Source organism: Herbaspirillum sp. B65, from assembly GCF_000333555.1.
In the GTDB taxonomy this organism is placed as follows: domain Bacteria; phylum Pseudomonadota; class Gammaproteobacteria; order Burkholderiales; family Burkholderiaceae_D; genus Herbaspirillum; species Herbaspirillum rubrisubalbicans.
Genome location: NZ_BADI01000747.1, coordinates 1 through 12,204 on the forward strand (window position 1 = coordinate 1; position 12,204 = coordinate 12,204).

The window sequence follows — 12,204 nt, forward strand, 5'->3', positions numbered from 1 at the left end:
TCGCGCTGCGTTGTGCCTCCAATAAAGGCGCATATCGGGCTCGTCCAGAAGTCCCAATTTGGTCGACCAAATCTCGGTATTCTTTGGCAGGCTCCAGCTGGCAACGAAGATGATGGTCTGCGGAAGATAGCTTTTAGCAATTTCTAAGAAATACTTAACATCCTCTTCGATGTGAGTATCGGAGCCATCACCCAAGCTTGTAGGTGCCTCATCAAAGAGCAACACTGAGGGGCCGCCGTTCACAAGTGCACGGCAATAGTCAGTGAATGAGCATCCCATTTTGCTGGCGAACGCGTCCAGAAATGAATTCCTATCTTCGTATTCGCTCAAGTCAATTCGATAGACTGGCTCTGATTCGCGATTTAACCGCTTTAGTACGGACCAAATGAACCCTTCTCGACCGACACCCCAGTCCGCGCCAAGCCAGGCGATTCGGTCTTTATTTAAGGCGGCCACGCACTCTGTCTGTTCGGCCGCACGTATCTCCACGTGATGTAGAGCGCGAGTCAAGCGCATCCGGCTATTCGCCAGTACCGTCATCCCTTTCGAGCTTTCGACGCCGGTCGTCAAATCCGCGGTTTGAATTACGCTCTCGGTCGGCGTATTTAAGTGACTACTATGCCTCCCGAGCTCAAGGACAAGATACTCTTCTCCAGGTATCAAGTCGAATGAATGAACGAAGAGTTCAAACCGACTAGGCCGATTTTGAGACCATTCACATCGACGACGCTAGCGCAGTCACCCGGCAATAGGCCTTGCTGCCCTCTAGCGACTGGAATCGTCAGTCCAGAGTACCATTTGGTGAAATTGGCGAAGCTGCCCTGAATGACGTCTTGGTACTGGTTGTCGGAGCCCGAAAATAGTTCGTTTGGCACCACCTCTTTCGAGAACCACTCATTCAGCGCCAGGACTCTCGCGTCAGTCGCCCTAGGGCGTACGAGGTCGTGATTCCCCGGCACTACAAAGAGCTGTGGATTAGAGCCACATTCTTTGAACACCTCCCAAAGCCGGTTCAACTCTTCGGTCAGAGCGTCAAATTCCTCAGACGAACCTGTTTGCGTCAAATCGCCGGAGAAAATCACCACATCCAATGGAGAGGTTTTTCCCAAGAGCAGACGAATATCGTCGTGGAACTGTTTGCGAAAATTGGGCCAAAGGTGCTGCCCCTTTTGTGCCATGTGTAAATCACTCAGATGAAACCACGTAAAGCTCTTGCTCATATTTTTATTGTCTTAAAGAAATAAGAGATTGAGAGAGTGAGGCGCCCGAATTGTTAGTCAATTGTAAGCGAGACTTACATTGGTGGTGCATTAACAATACTTTTCTATCAACCGCATGCTCAGCTTCGTATTGAAGCTAATGTTGATTTATAACCAAGCTGCATGGACCGATGGCAAGGCCTGCCCAGCAGCATGTGAGCACAGGTTCTTGTCTTGCCGTGGTTTGATTCGACGAATCTGCAATGTAGTGAGGCTGGTCGAACGGCGCAACCTTACTGGCGCATCCTGCACCGAATCCGGAATGTTTCTTCGTGGGAAAGCTGCAGCTTTCATTACGCAGAGGCTGGCCTGAACGAGGCCACTCGGCTCGTACCAGGAGAAAAATCGGTTATTTTTGAGTGCGTAAGGTGCAGAAGTTTGAGCACTGAAATTCGCAACCATCCGGAGAACTGTACCTTTATGCTCAAGAAAGCGCTGTGCTGGTCGCGTATTTACCCTCAAATGGTCCTCTCCGAGCGAAGTGGCTGAGAATGGAGCAGCCTCGAGAATCTCCCTCAGCTACTCCTGTCCGGGAGACACCGATGCGACCGTCAACAAATGTATTGCACGGCTCTCGATTGAATTAGTAATCTTACGGACCAACGTCCGCTCCTGCTGCGTGTATGCGTCGTTCTTTGCCAATATTGGCGCATGTGCCCTCACGGCAGTAGCTAGGGCCTTTAGTTCCTCAACAAGCGTGTCGCCCGCAATACCTGCTTCTTCCGCAAAATTCGTCAGGTCATCAGCAACGACGTCCTCTACCAAGAAGGCATTACCGAACGCCATCGCCATTTCACTACGCATGTCATAGACGCGCGTGCAGACGAGGTCATAGGCCGGGGCCGGCATGATTCCGAGCCTATGCTGGAAGAGCGAAAAGTTCTTTGCATGTGCATCGCTATTTCCAATTAGCATGTTGAAAAGTGCCCATCTCACGATGGCCATCCTTCCCTCACGTGGCACCATGAAATGCCGGTCCAGTTCGAACATTTCACGGAAGCCGATACCGATACGCCTCTCCCGATATCCGCCTCCATGCCCCTCTGGACACTCGTACTTGAAGAAGGGATGTTCTCCAAGCGCTTGGCACGCATCCAAGGTGTGTACACGCTCAACCATTTCCGGGTTCCGGATAATGTTTCTGGCACGGTCAAAGCGTTCCACCAGCAGGACGGGTTCCGGGACACGTCGGATTTCAACGTTGGCAACTGGTAATCCCACCGCTCTAGCGAGAGACATGCAGAAGTGCTCATTAGCGACCATGCGCCGCGTGCTTTGTCCATGGGGCTCGGGTTTCAGTATGTGGCTCGAATTCAAACATCCGCCGACGAGCTGGAGGTCATCACCGTCCAAGCGCACCTGGAGCTTATCTTGGACGCCGGCTAACGACTGGTAGAAAACGTCATCCCAGAAAGCGAATGGGATGGTGCCCCTGCGTCGGATACGTTTGGACAATTCCGCTGCTGGCAGCTCCCGGACGACTGGAGGTCTATCATCGGGGACGCTCAACTCCTCCACATCCAGGGCGAATCCCACGGCGCCCGCCGGCTCTCGACATAGATAGACGGCCATCGCGCAAGCATTCGCGTGACTGAGCTGATATCGGCGAGCGGCTTCCCCTCGCGCTTCTCCTTCTGGCAGAAGGTTCAACAGATGGTCCCGAATCACCCTGTAGGGAGCTTGGCCCTCCTTGAGAGGAAGGTGAGCTGACAGCGGATAGGAATAGTCCCACGTTCTCCACATCCGGTTATAACTGAAGTTGCACTGCTCTTCTAAAGGGCTGTATTCGACGCCGGCGACAAGCTGGTTTGCTGTAGTCGCGCAGATACTAGCTCGACCTCTCGACAGTAGCTTGGCTATATCCATCACATCCTCCACTGCAAGAAAAACTCATGTTTTAGACGGCACCTCTGGAGTATGCAGAGAAGAGGCCAACTAAAAACAGTCATGCAGACCCGGCTGGACCTTGACACGGTGTCGCGCAGGAACGATAAATTCATCCAATGAACACTCGAGTCAAGGACGTCGTCGCCAAACTGTACCGCCCGTCAGCGCAGGGCAGGCAGGTATTCGCCCTATCCCGAGGCGACGCGGAACGCATCCCGCTGATTGACGGGGTGGCCATGATTTCCATCACAGCCCCTGAAAAACATCCGGCCCAGCTGCCTGAGTACAAGTATTTGCTGAGACTAAGCTTTGCAGACGTCGATTTCCTTGGCGAGCTCTCAGCACGAGCGGCACAGAAACTTCCTGCGGCAATGACTGAGGATGATGCAGAAGACATATTGCGATTCGCCCAGGCACTTCCGGATACCGTTCACACTTTGCTCGTCCACTGCGAGGGTGGCTTCTCAAGGTCAGCCGGTGTTGTAACCGCCCTGAGGGATTTGTATGGCTACGTGGCAGAGAACGCAAGGCTCGTCCAGGCAAATCCTAGTGTCGTAAAAACTATCATGCAGGCTGCACGACCGGAAACCACCAAGAAGCGCAAATCAAAAAGGTAGAGAAAATCCGTACCTTGGTGCCTTGAGAGCCTAGTCCAAAAGGGCTGTGGATAACTTGGGTTCTTGTTCAACGCCAGTCTTGAGAATGCAGAAGCCCCGACTAGCGGGGCCTCTGGTCCATCGGGTCCGATTCCTCTTACCTAGCGATTGCTAGACCAGTTAGCACTTGGTGGGCGACCTCGCGAGTCGGCTCAAGAGGCCCTTTCATACAGCTTAGCAAGCTGGCGCACTTAGCGCAAACTTCAAAGCAAATGCGGCGCGATACTGTCCACTTGCTCCATCAGGTATCGAAGAACGACGTCAATGACGACGCGGAGAATCAACCCCGAGAGATTTTTAAGTTTCATGTCCACGCTCAGCCGCCGTTATCCTGAATTATCTTAAATCGGATAATTATCCGATTCCGGTATAACGCGGTATAACGCCGCTCTCGCCTGGCATTCGGGAGGCCTACAACTAAAATGCTATCGAGAAGAAATCTACCCGTGACCGACAAGGCAGAGACCAGCGATGCGCTGCAGGTTGTCGACAACTGCCGCAGCATTCGGCACGATGAGGTGCAGGCCTTAGAACATGGCAAGACATGGTCATCAAAGTAGGATATTTCGATTAAATCCTACTTTGCTGCGCATCCGGAATTGAGACTCAAGAGGCATCAATGCGAAATCTAGGAGACATCGCGATTCTCATGCGCGATGCGATGAAGAAGCAGAAAGTAACGCAGCAGGACCTACGCGAGCGTGCCGGGATTGCCAGGCGAACGCTGACCGGGGTACTTAGCGGAGAGCGCGATTACAAGGTCACCACCTTGATGGCAGTGCTCGACCGATTGGGCTACGAAATGGTTATCGTGCCCAAAGCGGCCGCACGTGCAGTTCCGACGCCGTGGGAGCCGACTGAGCCAGTGGTGAAGACTAAGGTGCAGATTGCAATTGAAAAGCTCAATCAGCTTTCACCAGAGAAGTAGACAACGCGCTGAAATACTTAAGCTACGAGCATAGAAGCGCTCGGCCAAATTCGGCGTCACCGCTGAACCAGCCTCGGAATCTAGCTCGTGACGCCGCAGACCAACTCGGCATCTGGAGCGGGCTTTATCGCTTAGAAAATGGGAAGTCGACGAAATCGTCTTCGAGGAATAGGTCGCGGGACTTCTCTTGATTATTCCACTCCAGGTGAAACCTCATTCAACAATAAGGCGGCGCTTAGCTTTTACGACGAACACCCGCTCATGCTAAGCCTTGCTAGTCTCTCAACTAGACCTTCTTGCTGGCCTTTGGCTCTCACCGAAGCGGCACGAAGGATTTAACGCACCGTAAAATATCAAGATTTTGTCCACTGCGCCACCTTGGCATGTCGCCAGCGAAGAGGAAGTCTCAATTAAGGTAAAACATGGTCATTAAAGTAGGATATTTTACCGAAATCCTACTTTGCTGCGCAGCCCAGAACTAAGTCTCAAAAGGAATCGATGCGCAATCTAGGAGGCATAGCGACTCTCATGCCCGACGTGATGAAGAAGCAGAAGGTAATGCAACAGGACCTACGTGAGCGGGCCGACATTGCCAAGCGAGGCTGGCCTTAGCCCGTATATCCCGCAAGACGTTATCGAAGCTGGTCGAAGGGCTATCTACGGACAGCCCTTTCCATTTTGTCTCAAGTCAAATATCCCTAAGCTCATTGGGATTGAATTTTAACAACTCTATTTTTAGCAACCGGAGCTGAAAAGGGGCCGCGGTGCATTGCTTCGGGCTTGGTGGCCACTGGAGATACTCCGGCACGAGAACCACACGATTTCGTTGTGGAAGTGGCCTCGAAAACTAACGTTATTGTCTTGCCATGAAAAAGAGCCGCTTAATACGGCTCCTTTTCCCAGCATCCTTAGGTGAGACTCCATCCCTCCGACAATACCTCGAGCAACAGTCTTTGCCGTCTCTCGACTTCTTGGAGACTCCATTCCGGCATATGCAAAACCTGTGTCGTAAGTGCGTACGACGACACGCCCTTCTTTCCGGTGAAATACGCCACCTTCTTCCGCTCGAAATCATAGTTTCGTGCTTTGGAATTTCGCCGCTGATTCAAGGGAACAAGATTAGCAATGCGATGGACCCACTTTTCGCGAGCGCTCGATGACGGCCAGAGCCTTGCCCATTCAGAATCTTCGTCAACGGTCTGCGGCAGGACATGCTCGATGGTCAAAATAGTTGGGTCGTATATAGCAGCTCCATCTGACAAGAAGGAGTCTAGGCGCAGAATAATGTAGTTACGACGCCGGGCGGTCAGCTCATAGACGTCGCCATCGAGTGCAGCCTTAAATTTGTTCTTTTCTACGGTCGTCAACTCGACAGCTGTCACAGGGTTGACCATGCTGGACGGTGCTTCCAGTTCTCGGAGAACTGATGCATAGCGCTCTACCCGCTGATTCACATCCAAGGCGCAAACATGCATGTAAGCGGCTAGCCTCTCCAACCGTTGCATGAACCAGCTTACGTACTCGGTCTCCGAGTCATATTTTGCGAGGAAGCTCATCGCGCTTGGCAACCAATCGGAATTATCGATTCGATTGAGCCAGCGAAGCAGCGCATTCACTTCAGACGCGTTGGCGGTGGACACGAACTGTGCATGCTTAGCCACCAAATATGCTTGCGTGTATGGCTCGATAACGTCGTCCACTAGCCCTTCAGCTGACGGGACTTTATCGATTACACGCTCACGAAACTCTTCGAGCAATGCTCGTCGAGCTTTATCTTTGGCATAAATAGTCCGGATATGAGCGAAAACCTCAGCGAATCCATCGCGCCCTGTCTCAACCTCGAGTTCTTCCCAGATGTCGTTGTAATGGTCACGCTTGCTAGGCGCAACTTTCCCAATGACATTCGATTTAATAATATCCGTCGGCAGCAGGTCCAAGCCTCTGCTATTCAGAACAGAAAACACTCGAAAAGCTGATTGCTGACTAGGCGTCGATACCGCGACCAGGAAACAACGCTGCACGAGGAAGCTGCCGAATCGAGTCGCTTCCTTCTGGTCACTGCCGAACGCGTCCTCAAGGCGCTGACGGAAGAGCATTGCGTTGAGACGAATGTTTCGCTGTGATTCGTTATCCAGTTTTGCCGGGTCTAGGCCAGCCAATTCATCGATAGCGACATTTTGCACGTACTTTTCAAAGAACGCCGAATCTCTCTCACGGAGGGTCAGTCGAGGCTTGGACTCCAGCCCTTCCAGCAAATTGCCTGGCTCACAGAGATACTTGCGGAACGACTCACGAATAGGCTCTTCAGAGCGGTCTGTTAGGAGTGCCAGCAAAATCGTCAGCGTAGTAAGACGCTGCTGGCCGTCAATGACCTCTGCTGCAGGCTTGTCCTCTTGCTTAATGAGCACGATGCTGCCTAAGAAGTAGCTGTCCTCGGCATCTTCCTTGGTGTAAAAGTCATACAGGTCAGAAAATAGCTCGCCCGCCTGGGTCGGCGTCCATGCGTAAGGCCGCTGATAACTTGGAATCGTATAGTCGAATTCTGAGCTAAAAATTTTAGCGAGAGGATATTCTGCCCCTGAGATTCGTTTCGTCATTATTTTGATATTTGTGTAAGTGCCTCATCGTGACGTCGAAAGCCCAATGGCACCGACATCACATTATGAGACTTCGGTTTGACTCCATTACAAGAGCGCCCTGACTACCCCTGTGGTCGCTGCACTTAGGCATTCCCCCATCAGTGCCGGAGAGCATTAACTTATGCCTACTAGCACCGACGATATTGTAATCAGAAGTCAAAAAAATGTTTGGACCAACACTGAGGTCAATTATAAATTCATGCAGCAAATTTGGCGCTATACGCATTGAGAAAACAATTCACTTCAGCCCATGCAACGTACCGTCATTCATATCCTCTATCACCAACTAGAATCTATTCTGACGCTGCCATTGACTAGGGAAAGGATTATCGACTACGTCAATCAAGAAATTCTCGATGTGCCTCACGAACTGCCGCTAGTCATCACTGAGTTGGATGAAGATGAATTGGCCTTTGAGGTCGCCGCGATTGAATTGAACTCATCCAGGGATGGCAACTGGCGCCTACAGTACCTCTCCCACCCCGCTCGGAGCCAACAACTGACTGCTTCGGTCATCCCTCAAGTATACGATTTCGAAGCGTTTTGCGAATCACAACGAGCGCTTGGGCTTCCTCGTGGCTTTTCCCGGTAAGCGCAGAAGAATTAGATGCTGAGAAACTGGGGCCGATGGCTATGTTGAATCTGCCACTCAACCATCCTGCCCACTTGTTCCTCTTAAGTCTGATATAGAGCGCCTCGCTGCTTTGCGAAGCGTGCCATCAAGCCTTCTTACGTAACGACGGTTCAATCCAATAAATATGGTCGAGAGTATCTAGTGCTAGCTCAAAGTTCTGCTCCAGCCGCACAGGTATGCCTAAACCGTACCATTCAATGACCTGACCAACAGCGGCAAAACCTTCCAACACGTGCAGCATGCGGAGGTGACTCGTGGTTGCATCGTGTTCGGGCGCCCGATTCATCCGAACCACGAACGGCAGCATGTTCTCTTTGCTTCTGCGTACTGTTGGCCATTGGTCCATGTCTTTGATAAGAATATGATTTCCAGAGATTTCTACCTTCCCGCGCCCAGAATAGATGCGTTCGTGCCCCTCAGGTACCAGCTTACTGCTTTGGAAGGCGGTTCCATAAGTAAGGCGTTGACCATACAAAGATAACCTATAGAGATTGAGAACCTCTGTAAAGACCGCATTGTATTGAGAAGTCCCTCGCTCATGCCCCTTTGAAATTGCCGCCTTACCAGTCAGCTCGCGTAGGTTTTTGTAGGCGTGAACAATCGGTCGCAGATGCGACGTGGTGAAATGCGCTGAGATAGTTTTGTCGGCAGATACCATTTTCTTGCGTCGCACGACCTCTGCGGCATCTGGCATCAGTCCTTCTCGCACATCCCCCTCTTTCCGGACTAGAGTAGGCTTACGGCGCTTGACTAGCGCTTCGGGCAAATCAATATCGCCAACGACGGAGCGTTTGGGCCCGCTCGAAGGACTTGAGGTGATAGCTATGGCTGCATCGCCTGCTTCACCGTTGCACCCGTTTCGGTGATATGTACCGTTCGGAAGCTTGAAATGTGGCGCTCTTACGCAGACGGTGACAATGCAACGGTCTTCATAGCGGGCCTCACAGAACGGGCATTTATAAGGTGCGTGGGACACTCCCGCGTCCTCGAAGATTTGCTTGAACTCGGAAGCGCTGCGCACCTCGCCTTTTTCATTCATCCCCAGTGAACTCAGATAGCCTCCCAAAGCTATAGTTGGTTCATTATTTTAGACATAATTGAATACGCGCATATTGCCGCACCTCAATTTGCGGAGAAATACTTACACTTTCGCAGTTTATTTCAAGCTGGAGCGCACCAACTCCGTAGCCACTTCCGACCGGTACATCAAGGTAGAAGGACTCGTTGGTGTCGCCAACCGTCAAGGCGCCCTCATCGTCATGAAACCGTTTGGTCGAGGAGCATCCCTGATAGCTTCAGCACTGAAGGCTGCCGATTGTTCTGCTAACGATGCCTACTCGCCTGGCCGACGATGGGCCGTTCTGTATAGCTGGTCTCTGGAAGGCTTTAGAGCTCAACTCTCTGCTCCACATCACACGCGAAGATTGAATCGCAGTATATTGTTGAGCTTGCAATTTTGTTACGCATGTTCGCTGAGGCTGGAAGATTTTATTCTTCACTTACTGGTCCTCAGATGTGAATGCCGACGATATAAAAATTCGGGGGAATGATGCATATTTCAAAGTTAACAATTGTTAACTATCGGAACTTCAAGAACGCGACGCTTAAATTCAACAAAGGCGTTAACACCATTATTGGGGAGAATGGTGCTGGAAAGACCAACGTCTTCCGTGCAATTCGTCTTCTGCTAGACGACAGCATGGTGCGGGTCGCCAAAAGCATGGATGTGGCGGACTTTCATCGAGGCCTCGAGCGGTGGCAAGGCCACTGGATATTCATTAGTGCAGAGTTATCAGAGATAAGCCTTGACGAAGAAATTCAGTCATTGTTTGTGCATGGTACCGGGGTGCTTGGTGACCAGCCAGTCCAAACTGCTACCTACAACCTCATTTTTCGCCCCATTAAAGAGGTCCGCCTCCGATTGGCCGCACTTATGAATGGTGATGTCCCTGGCATGAATGCCATTCTTAATTCACTCACAACGGCCGATTACGAGGTAGTTCTCACAGGACGAAGTACCGCGGACTTCGCTAATCCAGTGGACTATGCCCGCATTGTCGGAGATTTCGATAATGCAGTCTTTCCCAAGGAGGTCGATTCACCGGAAATAGGCTCGCGCCTCCCTACATACCTCTCCGTAACAAAAGAGGTTTCGCTGACCTTTATTCAAGCGCTCCGCGACGTCGTCTCTGAATTCCATAATAATCGGACAAATCCGCTCCTTACCTTGTTGAAGCGGATGAGCGGTGAAATTAACGAGGAGCTTCTTAGGCCAATCATCGGGCAGGTTCAAGCATTGAACCAGTCAATCGAGGGCCTTGAGAACGTAACATTACTGCGACGAGACATCCGCGAGACAATTTACTCGGCAGCAGGGCAAACGTATTCGCCGTCGTCCCTATCTATCAAGTCCGAACTCCCTCAAGAAACAGATAGATTATTTCAATCGCTGAAATTATTTGTCGGCGAATCCAATGACGGGCATGAAGGGCCAATTCATGAGCTAAGTCTTGGTGGCGCCAATTTGATTTTCCTCACGCTCAAGCTGCTCGAATTTAAGTATCGGAATGCAAGGCACACGATTGCGAACTTCTTGCTAATTGAGGAGCCCGAGGCGCATTTGCACACTCACGTGCAAAAAACCTTGTTTGACAATATCGGCGACAGCGGCGCGCAAATAATTTATTCCACGCACTCAACCCATATCTCTGAAGTCAGCAACGTTAGCAACGTGAATGTCCTGGGCCGCAACGGAAAGGCCTGCGAGGCGTTTCATCCGTCGACCGGGCTAGAACCAGCAGCAGTTGGAGCAGTTCAACGCTACCTGGATGCCGTACGGAGCAATCTTCTGTTTGCGAAAAGCGTTCTTCTTGTCGAGGGCGACGCTGAAGCTATCTTACTCCCGCTTCTTATTAAGAAGACGTTAGGCGTCAGCCTCGATGAGCTTGGAATTAGTTTGGTAAATATCGGCAGCACTGGCTTTAGCAATATTTCCATCCTCTTCGACAACCAACGAATTCGGCGGCGTTGCAGCATGGCCGTGGCCGATATCTTCGAGGCGGTGACCGCCTCTGATCGCCCCTACAAGCGTGGCAATACGCTCAATGAGGCGGTGGAGATCCTGGCCGGTTTCAAGGCGCGTGACCACATCGACCCTGACCTGTTCGACCTGTTCGTGCGGGAACGCATCTATGAAAAGTATGCCGCCCAATTCATGCATCCCAGCCAGATCGACGAAGTCGACCTGTCGCTCATCCTGATGATGGCGGGTCATACCAAGGGAATCAATCCAACCTTGTATCACCTCATCTATCCCTTCCACATGCTTGCCTTTTTCATCATTTCGGGCATGACCCACGGGGCAAGCAAGTCGGATATCGGGTCTCAGATCTGGAGCAAGTTCAAGCGACTCATCATTCCCGCATGGATTTTCGGCCTCATCAACGGTATCCCGTTTTTCTTCAGATTAATCCGGGGAGGGATGGGTTCCAGCGAGTTCTTGTCGCGGCTCATCGGAACCCTCACCGGGGCTGCGCAGGTCAGTGACACCTTCAATTGCACACCACTCTGGTTTTTGTATGCCATGTTCCTGGTCTATGTGTTCGAGGCCATTGCGGCAAGCGTGCTGGTTGCTCGGGCAAGAGTGGTGCTGGCGGCGGCCATTGTCGTGCTGCTTTGCGTTGATCCGCTGTCTTACCAGTCATTGGCCCCTGTGCAGGTCAAATATGCATTGACGGGCATTCTCTTTTTCCAGTTGGGCGTGCTGCTCAAGGACGCTCTGGTGGCACCCAAAGAAGGTAATACGGGGCTGTGGCTGCTGGTCTCTTTCTTGGCGTGGATCCTTCCCGCTTCATACAGTCCTACGTTGGGTCTTAACAGTGGGAACTTGGGGGCAGGATATTGGGTATTGCTTTCCTTGTTCGTCGCACTGGCCGGTACCTTCTTCATCATTAAGCTGTGCCAGATGATGCCTCCCATGGCCTTGCTGCAAAAGCTGGCCCAGGTCAGTCTGCCGGTGGTCGGTCTCAACTATCTGATCGAGCAGCGACTCAATGTCTATCTGACGGGGGGCAGCCTTTTCCTGGTGGAAACGCTGATTCTTGTTGCCATCGCTTTTGCGACGCTCAAAGGCGGCCGGGTTGGTCGCGCGCTGAACGGTCGCATCTAGTTCTGGCGGCAACTCCGCTCACTGATCGCGCGC

The 12,204-nt window shown here is 51.7% G+C and carries 8 protein-coding genes and 2 pseudogenes; 5 read left to right on the forward strand and 5 right to left on the reverse strand.

Annotation, left to right across the window (positions count from 1 at the left end; translation table 11 throughout):
- From I5W_RS17490 to I5W_RS17500, 3 genes are all read right to left on the reverse strand, one after another.
- A partial coding sequence (locus I5W_RS17490) for a hypothetical protein (RefSeq protein ID WP_148289136.1) occupies window positions 1–570 on the reverse strand: 570 nt, incomplete at its 3' end.
- 89 nt (window positions 571–659) lie between these two features.
- Complete coding sequence (locus I5W_RS17495) at window positions 660–1,220, reverse strand: metallophosphoesterase family protein (protein ID WP_083893570.1); 561 nt, start codon at window positions 1,218–1,220, stop codon at window positions 660–662.
- Window positions 1,221–1,778: 558 nt separating this feature from the next.
- Window positions 1,779–3,125, reverse strand: coding sequence for a HipA domain-containing protein (locus I5W_RS17500; RefSeq protein WP_044530175.1), 1,347 nt, complete (start codon window positions 3,123–3,125; stop codon window positions 1,779–1,781).
- 137 nt (window positions 3,126–3,262) lie between these two features.
- Between I5W_RS17500 and I5W_RS17505 the strand changes: the two genes are divergently transcribed.
- Entirely contained in the window at window positions 3,263–3,763 is a 501-nt protein-coding gene (locus I5W_RS17505; RefSeq protein WP_044530176.1) for a hypothetical protein, read from the forward strand.
- 688 nt (window positions 3,764–4,451) lie between these two features.
- Window positions 4,452–4,730: a helix-turn-helix domain-containing protein gene (locus I5W_RS17510; protein WP_159106130.1), complete on the forward strand. Its 279-nt coding sequence runs from the start codon at window positions 4,452–4,454 to the stop codon at window positions 4,728–4,730.
- A gap of 908 nt (window positions 4,731–5,638) precedes the next feature.
- Here the strand turns inward: I5W_RS17510 and I5W_RS17515 are convergent.
- Window positions 5,639–7,327: a DUF262 domain-containing protein gene (locus I5W_RS17515; RefSeq protein ID WP_044530177.1), complete on the reverse strand. Its 1,689-nt coding sequence runs from the start codon at window positions 7,325–7,327 to the stop codon at window positions 5,639–5,641.
- 292 nt (window positions 7,328–7,619) lie between these two features.
- On the opposite strand from I5W_RS17515, the gene I5W_RS17520 reads away from it, so the two are divergent.
- Complete coding sequence (locus tag I5W_RS17520; protein WP_044530178.1) at window positions 7,620–7,961, forward strand: hypothetical protein; 342 nt, start codon at window positions 7,620–7,622, stop codon at window positions 7,959–7,961.
- 127 nt (window positions 7,962–8,088) lie between these two features.
- On the opposite strand, the gene I5W_RS31435 is transcribed toward I5W_RS17520, so the two are convergent.
- Window positions 8,089–9,042 (reverse strand): hypothetical protein, encoded by a 954-nt coding sequence (locus I5W_RS31435; protein WP_148289137.1) that lies wholly within the window; start codon window positions 9,040–9,042, stop codon window positions 8,089–8,091.
- Window positions 9,043–9,552: 510 nt separating this feature from the next.
- Here I5W_RS31435 and I5W_RS33495 point away from each other — a divergent pair.
- Window positions 9,553–11,259 (forward strand): annotated as a pseudogene (locus tag I5W_RS33495) (AAA family ATPase); the annotation flags it as partial.
- A gap of 3 nt (window positions 11,260–11,262) precedes the next feature.
- Window positions 11,263–12,171 (forward strand): annotated as a pseudogene (locus I5W_RS33500) (acyltransferase family protein); the annotation flags it as partial.
- Window positions 12,172–12,204: the final 33 nt, after the last annotated feature.

Excerpts from the sequence above, each read along its gene's own strand:
- I5W_RS17495 (WP_083893570.1), bottom strand. The coding sequence starts at position 1,220 with ATGAGCAAGAGCTTTACGTGGTTTCATCTGAGTGATTTACACATGGCA.
- I5W_RS17500 (WP_044530175.1), bottom strand. The coding sequence starts at position 3,125 with ATGGATATAGCCAAGCTACTGTCGAGAGGTCGAGCTAGTATCTGCGCG.
- I5W_RS17505 (WP_044530176.1), top strand. The coding sequence starts at position 3,263 with ATGAACACTCGAGTCAAGGACGTCGTCGCCAAACTGTACCGCCCGTCA.
- I5W_RS17510 (WP_159106130.1), top strand. The coding sequence starts at position 4,452 with ATGCGCGATGCGATGAAGAAGCAGAAAGTAACGCAGCAGGACCTACGC.
- I5W_RS17515 (WP_044530177.1), bottom strand. The coding sequence starts at position 7,327 with ATGACGAAACGAATCTCAGGGGCAGAATATCCTCTCGCTAAAATTTTT.
- I5W_RS17520 (WP_044530178.1), top strand. The coding sequence starts at position 7,620 with ATGCAACGTACCGTCATTCATATCCTCTATCACCAACTAGAATCTATT.
- I5W_RS31435 (WP_148289137.1), bottom strand. The coding sequence starts at position 9,042 with ATGAATGAAAAAGGCGAGGTGCGCAGCGCTTCCGAGTTCAAGCAAATC.